Source organism: Pseudomonas sivasensis (assembly GCF_013778505.1).
GTDB classification, from domain to species: Bacteria; Pseudomonadota; Gammaproteobacteria; order Pseudomonadales; family Pseudomonadaceae; genus Aquipseudomonas; species Aquipseudomonas sivasensis.
Window position 1 is genome coordinate 118,389 of sequence record NZ_JAAOWU010000009.1, and the last position, 15,407, is coordinate 133,795.

Annotated in this window: 17 protein-coding genes; 2 read left to right on the forward strand and 15 right to left on the reverse strand. The window is 60.9% G+C overall.

From position 1 onward, the window contains the following. Positions 1-21: 21 nt before the first annotated feature. The 12 genes from lipA to G9Q84_RS16735 form a co-directional block, all read right to left on the reverse strand. On the reverse strand, positions 22-1,023 hold the full coding sequence (gene lipA, locus G9Q84_RS16680) for a lipoyl synthase (RefSeq protein WP_162163623.1): 1,002 nt from the start codon (positions 1,021-1,023) through the stop codon (positions 22-24). A 26-nt stretch (positions 1,024-1,049) separates the two neighbouring features. Next, entirely contained in the window at positions 1,050-1,697 is a 648-nt protein-coding gene (gene lipB / locus G9Q84_RS16685) for a lipoyl(octanoyl) transferase LipB (protein ID WP_032884599.1), read from the reverse strand. Further along, complete coding sequence (locus tag G9Q84_RS16690) at positions 1,697-1,972, reverse strand: DUF493 domain-containing protein (RefSeq protein ID WP_032884598.1); 276 nt, start codon at positions 1,970-1,972, stop codon at positions 1,697-1,699. Before G9Q84_RS16690 ends, lipB begins: the two co-directional genes overlap by 1 nt. Positions 1,973-2,056: 84 nt before the next feature. Beyond that, positions 2,057-3,214: a D-alanyl-D-alanine carboxypeptidase family protein gene (locus tag G9Q84_RS16695; protein WP_032884597.1), complete on the reverse strand. Its 1,158-nt coding sequence runs from the start codon at positions 3,212-3,214 to the stop codon at positions 2,057-2,059. A gap of 180 nt (positions 3,215-3,394) precedes the next feature. Then, complete coding sequence (locus tag G9Q84_RS16700) at positions 3,395-4,396, reverse strand: septal ring lytic transglycosylase RlpA family protein (RefSeq protein WP_032884596.1); 1,002 nt, start codon at positions 4,394-4,396, stop codon at positions 3,395-3,397. Then, complete coding sequence (gene mltB / locus G9Q84_RS16705) at positions 4,396-5,406, reverse strand: lytic murein transglycosylase B (RefSeq protein ID WP_032884595.1); 1,011 nt, start codon at positions 5,404-5,406, stop codon at positions 4,396-4,398. The genes G9Q84_RS16700 and mltB overlap by 1 nt, the downstream gene beginning before the upstream one ends. A 17-nt stretch (positions 5,407-5,423) precedes the next feature. Beyond that, a complete protein-coding gene (rodA, locus tag G9Q84_RS16710) occupies positions 5,424-6,527 on the reverse strand; it encodes a rod shape-determining protein RodA (RefSeq protein WP_050442794.1) in 1,104 nt (367 codons plus the stop codon). A 31-nt stretch (positions 6,528-6,558) separates the two neighbouring features. Continuing rightward, entirely contained in the window at positions 6,559-8,457 is a 1,899-nt protein-coding gene (gene mrdA, locus G9Q84_RS16715; protein ID WP_032884594.1) for a penicillin-binding protein 2, read from the reverse strand. Between the two features lie 15 nt (positions 8,458-8,472). Then, a complete protein-coding gene (rlmH, locus tag G9Q84_RS16720) occupies positions 8,473-8,940 on the reverse strand; it encodes a 23S rRNA (pseudouridine(1915)-N(3))-methyltransferase RlmH (protein WP_003176297.1) in 468 nt (155 codons plus the stop codon). A gap of 9 nt (positions 8,941-8,949) precedes the next feature. Beyond that, a complete protein-coding gene (gene rsfS / locus G9Q84_RS16725) occupies positions 8,950-9,444 on the reverse strand; it encodes a ribosome silencing factor (RefSeq protein WP_003176298.1) in 495 nt (164 codons plus the stop codon). 69 nt (positions 9,445-9,513) lie between these two features. Then, entirely contained in the window at positions 9,514-10,158 is a 645-nt protein-coding gene (gene nadD / locus G9Q84_RS16730) for a nicotinate-nucleotide adenylyltransferase (RefSeq protein ID WP_095186205.1), read from the reverse strand. After that, positions 10,158-11,423, reverse strand: coding sequence for a glutamate-5-semialdehyde dehydrogenase (locus G9Q84_RS16735; RefSeq protein WP_032884592.1), 1,266 nt, complete (start codon positions 11,421-11,423; stop codon positions 10,158-10,160). The genes nadD and G9Q84_RS16735 overlap by 1 nt, the downstream gene beginning before the upstream one ends. A 174-nt stretch (positions 11,424-11,597) precedes the next feature. On the opposite strand from G9Q84_RS16735, the gene G9Q84_RS16740 reads away from it, so the two are divergent. Both G9Q84_RS16740 and G9Q84_RS16745 read left to right on the forward strand, forming a co-directional pair. After that, positions 11,598-12,281, forward strand: coding sequence for a DNA-3-methyladenine glycosylase (locus G9Q84_RS16740; RefSeq protein ID WP_095186266.1), 684 nt, complete (start codon positions 11,598-11,600; stop codon positions 12,279-12,281). 25 nt (positions 12,282-12,306) lie between these two features. After that, the gene (locus tag G9Q84_RS16745; protein WP_032884591.1) at positions 12,307-13,623 is read left to right on the forward strand and encodes a bifunctional DedA family/phosphatase PAP2 family protein; all 1,317 of its coding nucleotides are present in this window, start codon (positions 12,307-12,309) and stop codon (positions 13,621-13,623) included. Here the strand turns inward: G9Q84_RS16745 and G9Q84_RS16750 are convergent. Genes G9Q84_RS16750 through G9Q84_RS16760 form a run of 3 tightly spaced genes read right to left on the reverse strand, consistent with a single transcriptional unit; the run spans position 13,617 to position 15,298 of the window. After that, complete coding sequence (locus G9Q84_RS16750; protein WP_095186203.1) at positions 13,617-14,210, reverse strand: LON peptidase substrate-binding domain-containing protein; 594 nt, start codon at positions 14,208-14,210, stop codon at positions 13,617-13,619. The genes G9Q84_RS16745 and G9Q84_RS16750 overlap by 7 nt on opposite strands. 21 nt (positions 14,211-14,231) lie before the next feature. Next, complete coding sequence (locus G9Q84_RS16755; protein WP_032884589.1) at positions 14,232-14,948, reverse strand: LrgB family protein; 717 nt, start codon at positions 14,946-14,948, stop codon at positions 14,232-14,234. Beyond that, complete coding sequence (locus tag G9Q84_RS16760) at positions 14,945-15,298, reverse strand: CidA/LrgA family protein (RefSeq protein ID WP_032884588.1); 354 nt, start codon at positions 15,296-15,298, stop codon at positions 14,945-14,947. The genes G9Q84_RS16755 and G9Q84_RS16760 overlap by 4 nt, the downstream gene beginning before the upstream one ends. Positions 15,299-15,407 lie beyond the last annotated feature (109 nt).

Sequence of the window (15,407 nt, forward strand, 5' to 3'; positions counted from 1 at the left end):
CACACTGGATCTAAACCCCTATCAGGAAACCAGGCTTGCCTTGACCAACTTGGCTTGTTCGTCAGCGTGGTACGAAGAGCGTACCAACGGGCCCGAGGCGACGTTCTTGAAGCCCATCTTGTAGCCTTCCTCGGCGAACCAGGCGAAGGTGTCCGGGTGCACGAAACGCTGCACCGGCAAGTGGCTGCGCGACGGTTGCAGGTACTGGCCCAGGGTCAGCATGTCGATGTCGTGTTCGCGCATGCGTTTCATGACTTCGATGACTTCTTCGTCGGTTTCGCCCAGGCCCAGCATCAGGCCGGATTTGGTCGGAATGTGCGGCATCATCTGCTTGAATTTCTGCAGCAGGGTCAGCGACCACTGGTAGTCCGAACCCGGACGCGCGGCCTTGTACAGGCGTGGCACGGTTTCCAGGTTGTGGTTGAACACATCCGGTGGCTCGGCGGCGGTGATTTCCAGCGCCACGTCCATACGGCCACGGTAGTCCGGGACCAGGGTTTCGAGCATCACGTTCGGCGACAGTTTGCGGATTTCGCGGATGCAGTCGGCAAAGTGCTGTGCACCGCCGTCACGCAAGTCGTCGCGGTCCACCGAAGTGATCACTACATATTTGAGTTTCAGATCGGCGATGGCGATGGCCAGGCTTTCCGGCTCGTTCACGTCCAGTGGCTTCGGCCGGCCATGGCCAACGTCGCAGAACGGGCAACGACGGGTGCAGATGTCACCCATGATCATGAACGTGGCGGTGCCGCCGGAGAAGCATTCGCCCAGGTTCGGGCAAGAGGCCTCTTCGCATACGCTGTGCAGCTTGTGTTTGCGCAGCAGGGCCTTGATACGGTCGACTTCCGGCGAAACCGGGATACGTACGCGAATCCAGTCGGGTTTCTTCGGAAGTTCGGTGGTCGGAATGATCTTCACCGGGATGCGTGCAACCTTCTCGGCGCCGCGCAGCTTGACGCCGGCTTCCACCTTGGCACGCGGGGCCGGGGCCGGACGCTCGGTAACGTCCAGCGTCGGGATCATGGTTTGCACTGCATCAGTAGTCATAATCAGTCGATTCCGCCCGTTAGGGTCGTCTGCTCAGCATAGTCGAGGTGTTTGACGAGCTGCGCGCGCAGCCGGGCACTTACCTCGGCAAATTTAATCGGTGTAGCGTGTTCGCTCAGTTGGGTCATCGCCAACCCGGCATAGCCGCACGGGTTGATCCGCCGAAACGGGGCCAAGTCCATGTCCACGTTCAGGGCCAGGCCATGAAAGGAACATCCGTGACGAATCCGAAGCCCCAGGGAGGCGATTTTCGCGCCATCCACATACACACCGGGAGCATCAGGCTTGGCCGCGGCGGTCACGCCATAACTGGCCAGCAACTCGACCAGGCAAGCCTCTATCCGGCTGACCAGATCGCGCACGCCAAATCCCAGCTTGCGCACGTCCAGCAACAGATAAGCGACCAACTGGCCGGGGCCATGGTAAGTCACTTGGCCACCTCGGTCGACCTGCACCACCGGAATATCCCCCGGCAGCAGCAAATGCTCAGCCTTGCCAGCCTGGCCCTGGGTGAACACCGGCGGGTGTTCCACCAGCCAGATCTCATCGGGGGCCGAGGTGCCACGCTCGTTGGTGAACCGTTGCATGGCGTGCCAGACAGGCTCGTAGGCCATCTGGCCGAGCTCGCGAAAGCCCAGGACCTCTGGCATCACAGCACCATGTGCACGAAGCCGGTGGCCCGCAGTTCGCTGTTGATGTCGTAGAGCTGGTCCTGGCCGGTCGCAACGATGTGCAACTGGATAGTCGTGTATTTACCGGTGGTGCTGGATCGCTCATCCACTCGGTTATCGTTGATCGTCGCGTGTTTACGCACGATCTCAAGAATCGTGTCCTTGCGGCCAACACCCGTGTCGCTGATCACCTTGATCGGGTAATCGACCACCGGGAATTCGATCTTGGGTGCCTTTACTTCGGTATCGGTCATGGCGTAACGGCCTCGTAAGCGGTAAGCCGTGGCGACGGCAAAGCCCCGCGTCGGATCAACGCGGGGCTTTGCAGGTGCACACTATCAGTTGAACAAGCCGTAGAAGAATAGACGGATGCTATCCCACACGCGGCGGAAGATACCACCTTCGTCGACAGCGTCCAGCGCGATCAGGTCAGCGCTGTGCACCACCTTGTCGTCCAGTTTCACTTCGACTTTACCGATCACGTCACCCTTGGCGATTGGAGCAACCAATTGCGGGTTCATGGTCATGCTGGCAGCGAGCTTTTTCAGCTGGCCTTTAGGCATGGTCAGGGTCAGGTCTTCAGCCAGGCCGGCCTTGACTTGAGAGGTTGCGCCCTTCCATACCGGCGCGGTCGCCAGTTCAGCACCCTTCTGATAGAAGGTCTGGGTTTCGAAGAAGCGGAAACCATAGGTCAGCAGCTTTTGCGTTTCGGCCGCACGGGCCTGCTCGCTGTTTGTGCCGAATACCACTGCAATCAGGCGCTGGCCGTCACGAACAGCGGACGACACCATGCAATAGCCAGCCTCTTCGGTGTGGCCGGTTTTCAGACCATCAACGGTCTTGTCACGCCACAACAACAGGTTGCGGTTAGGCTGCTTGATGTTGTTCCAGAAGAACTCCTTCTGGGAATAAATCGCGTAGTGCACCGGGTCAACACGAATGATCGCGCGGGCCAGGATCGCCATGTCGTGAGCCGACGAGTAGTGCTCAGGGTTTGGCAAACCAGTCGGATTCATGAAGTGGCTGTTGGTCATGCCCAGGTCGGCGACGGTTTTGTTCATCATGTCGGCGAATGCATCTTCGCTGCCGGCGATGTGCTCGGCCAGCGCGACGCTGGCGTCGTTACCGGACTGGATGATGATGCCGTGCAGCAGGTCACTTACGGTGACTTGCGAGCCCACCTTGATGAACATGCGCGAACCGCCGGTACGCCAGGCGTTTTCGCTGACGGTCACCGGGTCGTTCTCGCCGATCTGGCCGCGACGGATTTCCAGGGTCGCGATGTAGGCGGTCATCAGCTTGGTCAGGCTGGCTGGCGGCAGGCGTTGGTCACCGTTGCTCTCTACCAGCACGTTGCCGCTGGCGGCGTCCATCAGGACCCACGCCTTAGCGGCCAGTTGCGGTGAAGCCGGCACCATTTCAACCGCCCAGGCGGCCGGGGTGATGATCAGCGAGATAAGCAGGCACGTGCGTTTGGCTAAGGTGGTGATGTTCATCCGTCTCTCGAAATTGCTTATGGAAACTTGCCCTCGCGGGCAAAACTTATTCAGACAGCCCGCTACCAGACTGTCACGTGTTCGGTTGCCCGCTCACCCCTTGCCCCTGGGTTTTTATTGTTCAACGAGCCAACAACCACAGCTCAAACCCGCGCACGGGCCTGAACCATCAATTCTTTGTTATTCAGCGGTGACCACGCTGGGTTGTCCCAGGTTGGCCATGCGCACGCTGTTCTGTACTTGCGCCACTTCGCTCGGCGAGCCGATCGGGCCCATGCGCACGCGGTGCAGGGTTTGCTGGTTACGCACGATGGAGCTGATAAAGACCGGCGCGTTGACCATGCCGCTGAGCTTGGACCTTAACAGTTCTGCCGCATCCGGGTTGGCGAAAGCGCCCACTTGCAGGTATTGCCCGCCAGCGACCGAAGCACCCGGCGCTGCGTGGGGTACGACCACCGTGTCCGGTGCGTGTTGCTGCGGTGGCGGTGTCCACTGTTCGATCTTGCCGGTGGATGCCGTCACTTGCGGCTGCGCACTCTGCGGTTCATTGAGCATCAGCGGGGCGGGCTTGCCACGCTGGGCCCAGTACTGCGCCGGGTCGATACCTTCGACCTTGACCCGTGCCGTACCGGTTTCGGCATAGCCGAGCTTCTTCGCGGCGGCGTAGGACAAATCGATGATCCGGTCCGAATAGAACGGCCCACGATCGTTGACCCGCAGGATCACCGTGCGGTTATTGTCCAGGTTGGTCACCCGCACATAGCTGGGCAGCGGCAAGGTTTTATGCGCTGCGCTCATGCCATACAGGTCATAGACCTCGCCGTTGGCAGTGTTCTGACCATGGAACTTGGTGCCGTACCAGGACGCCGTGCCCGATTGCACGTAGGTCTTGGATTCCTGCAACGGAAAGTAGGATTTACCCAGCACGGTATAGGGGTTGGCCTTGTAAGGGCCGGTGTGCAAGGTGGGCGTGGCATCCGGGATTTTCGACACATCGACATCCCACCACGGCGCGCCGTCTTTGTGCGCGCGGTTGATGTCCAGGCCTGGCTGGGAACGTACGGCGGTACCGCCGGACTTCTGTGGTGCCGGGCCACGGCTTGTGGAACAACTGACGACCAGCAGGGACAACGCGGCGAACGCCACCAGCTTGAGCGGTTGATTGAACGGCGATGCCCGCATTACTTGTTGCCCCGTGCTTGGACCAGCATGTCTGACAGCTGATGCACGGCCATGGCGTACATCACACTGCGGTTATAACGCGTGATTGCGTAGAAATTCTTCAGGCCCATCCAATATTCAGGGCCATTTTCGCCTTCCAGGCGGAACGCCGTGACCGGCATATCATCGCGTGGCGCATTCTGACTCGACCAGCCCAGCGCCCGCAACTCCCCGACCGTCTTGGCCGGCTCGATGCCCTGGGTCAGGCCTTCATCGGCACGTTCCCCGCTGACGTCGGCGCGAATCACTACGGGCTCGCCGCCCACCCAGCCATGGCGCTTGAAGTAGCTGGCCACGCTGCCAATGGCGTCGTCGGGATTACTCCAGATGTTGATGTGGCCGTCACCGTCAAAATCCACGGCATAGGCGCGAAAGCTGCTCGGCATGAACTGCGGCAAGCCCATCGCCCCGGCGTAGGAGCCTTTGAGGGTCAGCGGGTCGACCTGCTCTTCGCGGGCCAACAGGAGGAATTCGCGCAGCTCCTTGCGGAAGAAGTCGGCGCGAGGCGGGTAATCGAAGCCCAGGGTCGACAAGGCGTCGATCACCCGATAGCTGCCGGTATTGCGCCCGTAAAAGGTTTCAATGCCGATGATCGCAACAATTACCTGGGCCGGCACGCCGTATTCCTGCTCGGCGCGGGCCAGTACGGCTTCATGCTGGCGCCAGAAGTCCACACCGCGCGCCACGCGGGCGTCGGTGAGAAACATCGGGCGATATTCCTTCCACTGCTTCACGCGTTCGGCGGGGCGGGAGATGGCGTCGAGGATCGCCTGCTTTTTCTGGGCTTCGCGGAACACGCCCATCAGCTGCTCACCTGCGAAACCGTAGTCGCGGGTCATCTCACCGACAAATTCGGCGACCTGGGGTGAACCATCGTAGTCACCGGCCTGCGCCTCTTGCGTTGCGCCCAGTAGCCCAATCAGGCCCATCCAGGACGCATGCCGAGTGGCCCAGCCGCGCATTACTTGCATTGACATCTTCACCTTATTCAAACCTGTGCGATCCACTTGCGATGCGTATGAATCGACATCAAAACCCCAAACGCTGACAGCAATGTCACCAGCGAAGTTCCGCCGTAGCTAATGAACGGCAACGGCACCCCAACCACCGGCAACAGGCCACTGACCATACCGATGTTGACGAAAACGTAAACAAAAAAAGTCATGGTCAGGCTGCCTGCGAGCAATTTGCCGAACAGCGTCTGTGCCTGTGCGGTAATTACCAGGCCGCGCCCGATCAGCAGCAAATAGATCAGCAACAGTGCGCAGATGCCTACCAAGCCGAACTCTTCGCCCATCACCGCGATAATGAAGTCGGTGTGGCTCTCTGGCAAAAAGTCCAGGTGCGACTGGGTGCCCAGCAGCCAACCCTTGCCAAACACGCCGCCGGAACCGATGGCTGCCTTGGACTGGATGATGTTCCAGCCGGTGCCGAGCGGGTCGCTTTCCGGATCGAGAAACGTGAGGATCCGTTGCTTCTGGTAGTCGTGCATAAAGAAGAACCACATGGCCACGGCCACCGGTACGGCCGCAGCCAGCACACTGAGGATCCAGCGCCAGCGCAAGCCACCCATGAACAGCACGAACGCACCGCCGGCGAGAATCAGCAGCGAGGTGCCGAGGTCCGGCTGACGAACGATCAGGATGAACGGTACGCCAATCAGAATCAGGCTGATGCCTACGTGTTTAAGCTGCGGCGGCAAGGTGCGCTTGGACAGGTACCAGGCAATGGTGGCCGGCATCAGGATCTTCATGAATTCCGACGGCTGGAAGCGAATCACCCCCGGAATGTTGATCCAGCGGGTTGCGCCCATGGCGTTGTGGCCCATCACGTCCACCACCACCAGCAGCAATACACCGGCGACGTAGCCAAGCGGCACCCACCGCGCCATGAAACGCGGCTCCAACTGGGCAATCACCACCATGGACAGCAGGCCCAGGCCAAAAGACGACGCTTGCTTGATCAGCAGGTCCCAGTTCTTGCCGCTGGCCGAATACAGCACAAACAGGCTCCCGGCGGCCAGGGTCAGTAGCAGGATCAGTAACGGGCCATCAATGTGCATGCGCTGCAGCAACGTCGCGCGGCGACGCATCACATCCTCGCTGGAGAGGATGCGGTCAAAATTACTCTTCACTGGCCGTAACCTCGGGATTTGAAGGGGGGCCGCCATATTCGGGCTTGAGCCTGCCGTCGTCGGCCAACAACCAGGCATCCATCACCTGGCGCACCACGGGGGCGGCAACACCGGAGCCGGACTCGCCGTTCTCCACCATGACGGCCACGACGATTTTCGGGTCGTCTGCCGGAGCAAAACCGACGAACAAGGCGTGGTCGCGGTGGCGCTCCTGGACCTTGGTGCGGTCGTATTTCTCGCCCTGCTTGATCGCGACCACCTGGGCCGTACCGCTCTTGCCGGCAATGCGGTACTGCGCACCGATTGCGGCTTTTCGCGCGGTGCCACGGGCGCCGTGCATCACTTGCTGCATACCATGGTTGACCTTGGTCCAGTCGGACGAGTCGCGCAGCACGATGTCCGGGATCGGGTTGTCATCCACCGGTTTCTCGCCCTCGATGGTCTTGGCCAAGTGCGGGCGATTCCAGATACCTTTGTTGGCCACCAGCGCGGTAGCCTGGGCCAGCTGCAACGGGGTGGCCTGCATATAGCCCTGGCCGATGCCGAGGATCAGGGTTTCACCCGGGAACCACGCCTGACGACGGGTCGCACGCTTCCACTCCCGGGACGGCATCAGGCCAGGAGATTCTTCGAACATATCCAGGGAAACTTTCTGACCGAGGCCGAACTTGCCCATGTAGGCAGACAGCCGGTCGATCCCCAGCTTGTGGGCCAGGTCATAGAAATAGGTGTCGTTGGACCGCATGATCGCGGTGTCCAAGTCGACGTAGCCGTCACCGGTGCGGTTCCAGTTACGGTATTTGTGATCGTAGTTGGGCAGCATGTAGTAGCCCGGGTCGTACACGCGACTGGAAGCAGTGACCACACCTGCATCCAGGCCAGCAATCGCCACCGCGGGCTTGATGGTCGAACCGGGCGGATACAGGCCGCGCAGCACGCGGTTGAACAGCGGTCGGTCGATGGAATCGCGCAACTCGGCGTAGGCCTTGAAGCTGATCCCGGTCACAAACAGGTTAGGGTCGAAACTTGGCTGGCTGACCATGGCCAGGACCTCGCCTGTTTTCGGGTCCAGTGCCACCACCGCGCCACGCCGCCCACCCAAGGCCATCTCCGCCGCTTCCTGCAGCTTGATGTCCAGGCTCAGCACAATGTCCTTGCCGGGAATCGGGTCGGTGCGCTTGAGCACGCGCAATACGCGGCCACGGGCATTGGTCTCTACTTCTTCGTAACCCACCTGGCCGTGCAGTTCCGGCTCGTAAAAACGCTCGATGCCGGTCTTGCCGATATGGTGGGTACCGCTGTAATTGACCGGGTCGAGGCTCTTGAGCTCTTTTTCGTTGATCCGCCCCATGTAGCCGACCGAGTGCGCAAAGTGCGCGCCCTGCGGGTAATGACGTACCAACTGTGCCACCACTTCCACACCCGGCAACCGGAACTGGTTTACCGCGATGCGGGCGATCTGCTCTTCGGTCAACTCAAACAGGATCGGCACCGGCTCAAAGGGCCGACGCCCCTGCTTCATGCGCTTTTCGAAAATCACTCGGTCTTCCGGCGTGAGTTGCAGCACCTCGACGATAACATCGAGGACTTGCTGCCAATCGCCGGAACGCTCGCGGGTCATGCTCAGGCTGAAGCTGGGCCGGTTATCCGCGACCACCACACCGTTGCGGTCGAAAATAAGCCCACGGGTCGGCGGAATCGGCTGCACATGCACCCGGTTGTTTTCCGACAGCGTGGAGTGGTACTCGTACTGGATCACCTGCAGGAAATACAGGCGGGCGATCAGCACACACATCAGCCCGACGACCAGAATCGCACCAAACACGACCCGAGCGCGTACCAGACGTGCGTCTTTCTCGTGGTCCTTGATGCGGATCGGCTGGGTCATCGGGAGGGGCGCAGACTATTTGTGGTAAGGGTGCCCGGACAGAACTGTCCAGGCGCGATACAGCTGTTCACCGATCAGAATCCTTACCAACGGGTGCGGCAACGTCAGTGCCGACAGCGACCAACGCTGGTCGGCTCGCGCGCAGACTTCCGGCGCCAGCCCTTCCGGGCCACCGACCATGAAGTTGACGGTGCGCGAGTCCAGGCGCCAGCGATCCAGTTCCACCGCCAGTTGCTCGGTGCTCCAGGGTTTGCCGTGCACTTCGAGGGTGACGATGCGCTCGTTGGGGCCGACCTTGGCCAACATGGCTTCGCCTTCCTGACGGATAAAGCGCGCTACGTCGGCATTCTTGCCCCGGGTGTTGAGCGGTATTTCCACCAGTTCCAGCGACAGCTCAGCGGGCAGACGCTTGGCATACTCGTGCCAGCCTTCTTCCACCCACTTGGGCATGCGTGAACCGACAGCGATCAGACGCAGGCGCACAGCCGTTCCTTATTCCTGGTCTTTGTTGAGCTTGTCGAAGTGCGCGTGGCCCACTTCCGGGCTGTGGTGCTTGCCATCAGCGGCACGGCTCTGCTCGGCGCCTTTCCACAGACGCTCCAGGTCGTAGAACTGACGGGCGTTGGAGGTCATCATGTGAACGATCACGTCGTCCATGTCCAGCAGCACCCAGTCGCTGTCGCCCTTACCTTCTTCACCCAGTGGCTTGACGCCTTGGGCTTTGACGGCTTCGCGGACCTTGTCCAGCATCGCGCCGATCTGGCGGTTGGAAGTACCAGTGGCGATGATCATGAAGTCGGTGATGCTCTGCTTGTCGCGTACGTCCAGAACCTGAATGTCCTGGGCCTTCACGTCTTCCAGGGCGGCAACGGCGACTTTTACCAGCTCTTCGCCAGCCAGTTCCGGACCAACGTGGGCTTCAACCGGCAGCGGGGCGCTTTTGAACGTGCCTTTGCGTTTTACTTTGCTTACGTCTTTGTTCGTCATAAAAAACTCGTTTTGCTCATATGTTCGGGCGCTCGCTGCACGACTGTTCGTGCGTTCAAGCGCGCCTTTTCAGTTCGACGCACGGTAAAGCCCGTGCGCATCGATGTAGGCCAGGACCGCGTCAGGCACCAGGAAACGTACCGACTTCCCGCTGGCCAGCAGTTGACGGATCTGGGTGGCAGACACCGCAAGCGGGGTCTGCCAGACGAATGCAATATTCCCGTTCGGCCCGGTCAGGGCCAAGGGGTCACTTACCGACCGCGCGGCCAGCAGGTTGCGCAAGGCATCCGGCGGTTCGCTGTCGGCATCCGGGCGTTGCAAAACCAGGATGTGGCAATGCTGGAGGAGTTCCTCCCAGCGATGCCAAGAGGGCAGGCCGCAAAATGCGTCCCAGCCCAAAAGCAGAAACAACTGGTCATCTACGGCCAACTCGGCGCGTATCAGCTCCAGGGTGTCGACAGTGTAGGACGGTTTATCGCGTTTGAGTTCGCGGTCGTCCACCACCAGCGGCGGTATGCCTTCTACGGCAAGGCGCACCATTTCCAGACGTTGTTGCGGTGACACCTGCGGCGTATCGCGATGAGGCGGCCGCGCGTTGGGCATCACGCGCAACTCGTCCAGTGCAAGGGCATCTGCGACTTCGAGAGCGCTGCGCAAATGGCCGATGTGCACGGGGTCGAAAGTACCGCCGAGCAGCCCGATGCGTTTAGCCATCAAGTGCGCACATGACCGTCGCCGAACACCACGTACTTCTCGCTGGTCAGACCTTCCAGGCCAACCGGGCCGCGTGCGTGAAGCTTGTCGGTGGAGATGCCGATCTCGGCGCCCAGCCCGTATTCAAAGCCGTCGGCAAAGCGCGTCGAGGCGTTGACCATCACCGAAGCGGAATCCACTTCGTTGAGGAAACGACGCGCATCGCTGAAGTGCTCGGAGACAATCGCGTCGGTGTGCTTGGAGCCGTATGTGTTGATGTGTTCGATGGCCTGATCCAGGTCATCAACGATGCGGATTGACAGGATCGGCGCCGTGTATTCGGTGTACCAGTCCTGTTCAGTCGCTTCGATCACGTCCGCGCCCAGCAGCGCGCGGGTGCGTTCGCAGCCGCGCAGTTCCACGCCCTTGTCGCGATAGATGGCAGCCAGCGGCGGCAGCACGCGATCGGCAATGCCGACGTGCACCAGCAGAGTCTCCATGGTGTTGCACGGGGCGTAGCGATGGGTCTTGGCGTTGTCGGCGATGCGAATGGCCTTGTCGATATCGGCGGCGATGTCGATGAACACATGGCATACGCCGTCCAGGTGCTTGATGACCGGAACCTTGGCATCACGGCTGACGCGTTCGATCAGGCTCTTGCCACCGCGCGGCACGATCACGTCGACGAATTCCGGCATGGTGATCAGCGCGCCAACGGCCGCGCGATCGGTGGTTTCCACCACTTGCACCACTTCGGCCGGCAGTTCGGCCACGGCCAGGCCTTGCTGGATGCAGGCGGCAATTGCGCGGTTGGAATTGATCGCCTCGGAACCGCCACGCAGGATGGTGGCATTGCCGGACTTGAGGCACAGGCTCGCGGCGTCAATGGTCACGTTAGGTCGCGACTCATAGATGATGCCGATCACGCCCAGGGGCACGCGCATCTTGCCGACCTGAATACCGGACGGCAGGTAACGCATATCGCGGATTTCACCGATGGGGTCAGGCAGCTTGGCCACCTGACGCAGGCCTTCGATCATGTCGTCGATACGTGCCGGGGTCAGCGCCAGACGGTCCAGCAGGGCCGGTTCCAGGCCATTGGCGCGGCCGTTGGCCAGGTCCAGTTCGTTGGCCGCGGCGAGTTCGGAGCGCGAAGCATCCAGAGCATCAGCGGCGGCCAGCAAGGCACGGTTCTTCTGCGCGGTGCTCGCACGGGCGATCAACCGCGAGGCCTGACGGGCAGCGCGACCCAGGCGGGTCATGTAGTCAAGAACGGACTCAGTCATGGTCAGGGAGTCTTGGCAAAGAGGAAAGCGGCAGATTATAGCTGTGACGCCGCCCGACTGACAGCGGTGAGGGGCGGATGGTCGAAATGAACTGTAAAAACCTGGGGTTCAGCGGTAATTAAGGTGGGAGTTGTTATGATTCCGTCACATTTAGCCGCATTTCCCCTGACCGCCATGCCCAGCTCATCGCCCCAACGCCCCGCCAGCGCCCTGCCCGACGGCTTCTTCGACCGTGATGCGCAAATTCTTGCGCGGGAACTGCTCGGCAAAGTTGTACGCCATCGCGTCGGCGAAATCTGGCTTTCGGCTCGAATTATTGAAACGGAAGCCTATTACGTGGCCGAAAAAGGTAGCCACGCTTCACTCGGCTACACAGAAAAGCGTAAGGCTTTGTTTCTGGATGGCGGCCATATCTACATGTACTACGCCCGTGGCGGCGACTCCCTGAACTTCAGCGCACATGGACCGGGCAATGCCGTATTGATCAAATCGGCCTATCCGTGGGTCGATGACCTTTCCGGCCAGGCGAGCCTCGCGCAGATGCAGTTGAACAACCCGAATGCCGATGGCAGCCCGCGCACCTCGCAGAAGCTGTGCGCCGGCCAAACGTTGTTGTGCAAAGCGCTGGGGCTCAAAGTGCCGATGTGGGACGCCAAGCGCTTCGACCAGGAAAGGCTGTATGTGGAAGATGTCGGCCAGGTACCGACGCAAATCATCCAGACGACCCGCCTGGGCATCCCCAGTGGCCGCGATGAACACCTGATGTACCGTTTTGTCGATGCAGGCTATGCACCGTACTGCACACGGAACCCGCTGCGCCGAGGCCAGGTCGAAGGCCGCGACTATTTTCTGATTTGAATTTTGTGGTGATGGAGTGACGTTTATGGGCCAATGGCTCGATAGCATTACCGGCTGGCTGACCCTGAACCCACAATGGCTGGCGGTGGCGGTGTTTATCGTCGCGTGCGTGGAATGCCTGGCGATTGCCGGTTTAATCGTACCGGGCACGGTATTGCTGTTCGCCATTGCCGCATTGGCCGGCAGCGGCGCGCTGTCATTGAGTGAAACGCTGTTGCTGGGCTTTCTCGGCGGTTTGCTGGGCGATGGGGTTTCCTACTTCCTGGGCCGACATTTCCACCAGAACATCCGCCGCCTGCCCGGTCTGCGCCACCACCCCGAATGGATGAACGGTGCAGAGACCTACTTCCACAAGTACGGCATCGCCAGCCTGCTGGTCGGACGCTTCATCGGCCCCTTGCGCCCGATGCTGCCGATGGTGGCCGGCATGTGCGATATGCCGTTCCCACGCTTTGCGGCAGTGAGCGTCCTCGCCGCAGCCGGCTGGTCGGTGGCCTACTTGCTGCCGGGCTGGGCCACCGGCGCCGCGTTCCGCCTGCCATTACCGGAAGGCTTCTGGCCTGAGGCCGGCGTTGTCACGGCGTGCCTGGCGGTACTGCTGGGGCTGGGTTTGAACAGCAGCCTGCGCGACCACCGGCGCACCACCTTGTGGATAGGTTGCGCCAGCCTGACGTTGTTGATCGCACTGTTTATCGGTTATCCACACCTGAATGATTTCGATCAGGGTCTGAGCGCACTGGTGCAGGAGCATCGCAGCGCCTGGCTGGATGAAGCCATGGTGATGGTCACCCAATTGGGTGAGTTCAAGAAGATGTTTGTCGCCAGCGCCGTCTTCACCGGGCTTTTGCTACTGGCTCGACAGTGGCGCCACGCCATCTTTGTGGGCGCCACACTGGCCGGATCGGCGGTAATCAACACCGGGAGCAAATTATTTTTCGCCCGTGGCCGCCCAGAAATCCTTACCGACCCCCTGACCAGTTTCAGCATGCCCAGCGGCCATGCCTCCGGCGCCTTCGCGTTTTTCCTGGCGCTGGCGGTGCTGGCAGGTTGTGGCCAACCGACACGACTGCGACTGACGTGGATACTGCTGGGCTGCATTCCCGCCGCCTTTATCGCCTTGTCCCGGGTTTACCTGGGCGCCCATTGGCCCTCGGACATCCTGGCCGGCACGCTCCTGGCGATGACGGTGTGTGCGTTCAGCCTGACAGCCATCCAGCACCGCAGCCCACTGCCACCCTTGCGCAAAAAAACATGGTGGCTGCTGCTGCCTGCCATAGTGGCAGTCTTGAGCTTTATTGCACTCACCGGCACATCCCACGCACTGCTGCGCTACGCCTACTGAGTGAAAAGCTCTTCCTGTAGCTCATCAAGCAGCATCTGGATCGCATCCAGGCGCTGCTGCGGGTCGTCGAGTTGCAGCAGGTCGATCTTGTCGGCCTCGGTAAAGGGCAAGAGATAAGCAAGCTGATTGCCCAAGGCTTGCTGGCCCTCGGCGTGAGCGTCCATGTCCAGCGAAGAGACCATCGGATGCTCGGCCAGGGCCTGGAGCAATGCCAACAGATCAGCGTCCTCTTCGTCTAACGGCTGGTCCGGCTGCTCATCCAGCCATTGCACCTCGGCCACCAGCAACTGGTCTTTTTGCACGCCCGTATCGAGCACGCGAAAGCGCCGCCCGCCTTCAACACGAATCCCCAGCAGGCCATTGTCCTGCTGCTTGAAGTCGCGAATCAGCGCTTCACAGCCGATCAGCGCGTAGCCGTCCGGAGCCATGCCTACTTCCTTGCCGTCAAGGATGCACACCACGCCGAAGCTTTCGCCCTTTTTCATGCAACGGCTGATCATGTCCAGGTAGCGCGCCTCGAACAGTTGCAGGTCGAGGGTGCAGCCAGGGAACAGCACGGTATTGAGCGGGAACAGCGCCAGACTCATAAAGGTTTCCTTAAACCTGGTTTAAACAATCACTGACACAGCCAACGGCAGGAACACCGCCGTGGCCACGCCCATCAGACTCATGGCCAGCGCCGCAAAGGCGCCACACTCTTCGCTCTCCTGCAGGGCCACCGAGGTGCCGACCGCGTGGGCGGTCATGCCCAACGCCATGCCACGCGCCTCGGGACTGTGCACACCCAGGCGCGAAAGTAACGCCGGCCCCACCATCGCCCCCACGACCCCAGTGATCAGCACAAACACCGCGGCCAGTGCCGCCACGCCGCCGATCTGCTCGGCCACCAGCATGGCGATCGGCGAGGTCACCGACTTGGGCGCCATGGTCATCAGCATCATGTGTTCAGCGCCGAACCACCAGCCGAGCAGCACACACAGGCCGGTAGCCAATACACCGCCTATCACCAGCGTAGTAAAAATTGGCCAAAATAATTGGCGAATGCGCCGCAGATTCAGATAAAGCGGCACCGCCAGCGCCACCGTGGCAGGCCCCAGCAGAATGCCCATGATCTCGGTGCTCTTGCGGTACTCGGCATAGCTCAGGCCGCAGGTGAGCAACACGCCGATCACCAGCAGCATGGAGACCAGTACCGGTTGCAGGAAGATCCAGCGGGTTTTCTCGAACCCCGCCAGCACCAGTTGATAGGCGCCCAGGGTAATACCGATACCGAACAGCGGGTGATGAATCACGGACGTCCACGCGCCATGCCAGTCGAAGATCATTGATCCTTCTCCTTGCGCTTGACCATCTGCTGCATCAGTACGCCAACGAATGCCATGGCGATCACCAGTGACAACACCAGCGCGCCGACGATGGCCCAAAAGTCAGCCGCGATGTCCTTGGCGTACACCATCACGCCGACTGCCGGCGGCACCAGCAGCAGTGGCAGATACCGCAACAGGCTGCCAGCGGCCAGGCTCAACGGCTCGCCCACCTCGCCACGCCAGATCAGGAAACCCAGCATCAGCAGCAGGCCAATGATTGGCCCCGGCAGAACCGGCAACAGCAAATGATTGATCGCCGTGCCGATCAACTGAAACAACACCAGCCATGTCAGACCACGTAACAGCATCCGCTTTCCCCCCCTCTGAACTCGCCCGCATTATAAGCATGCCGGCCCTATGCATCGGCATTCGCCAAAAGCATGGTGGGTTGACCGGGCTGTTTGCCCGTGATGATCT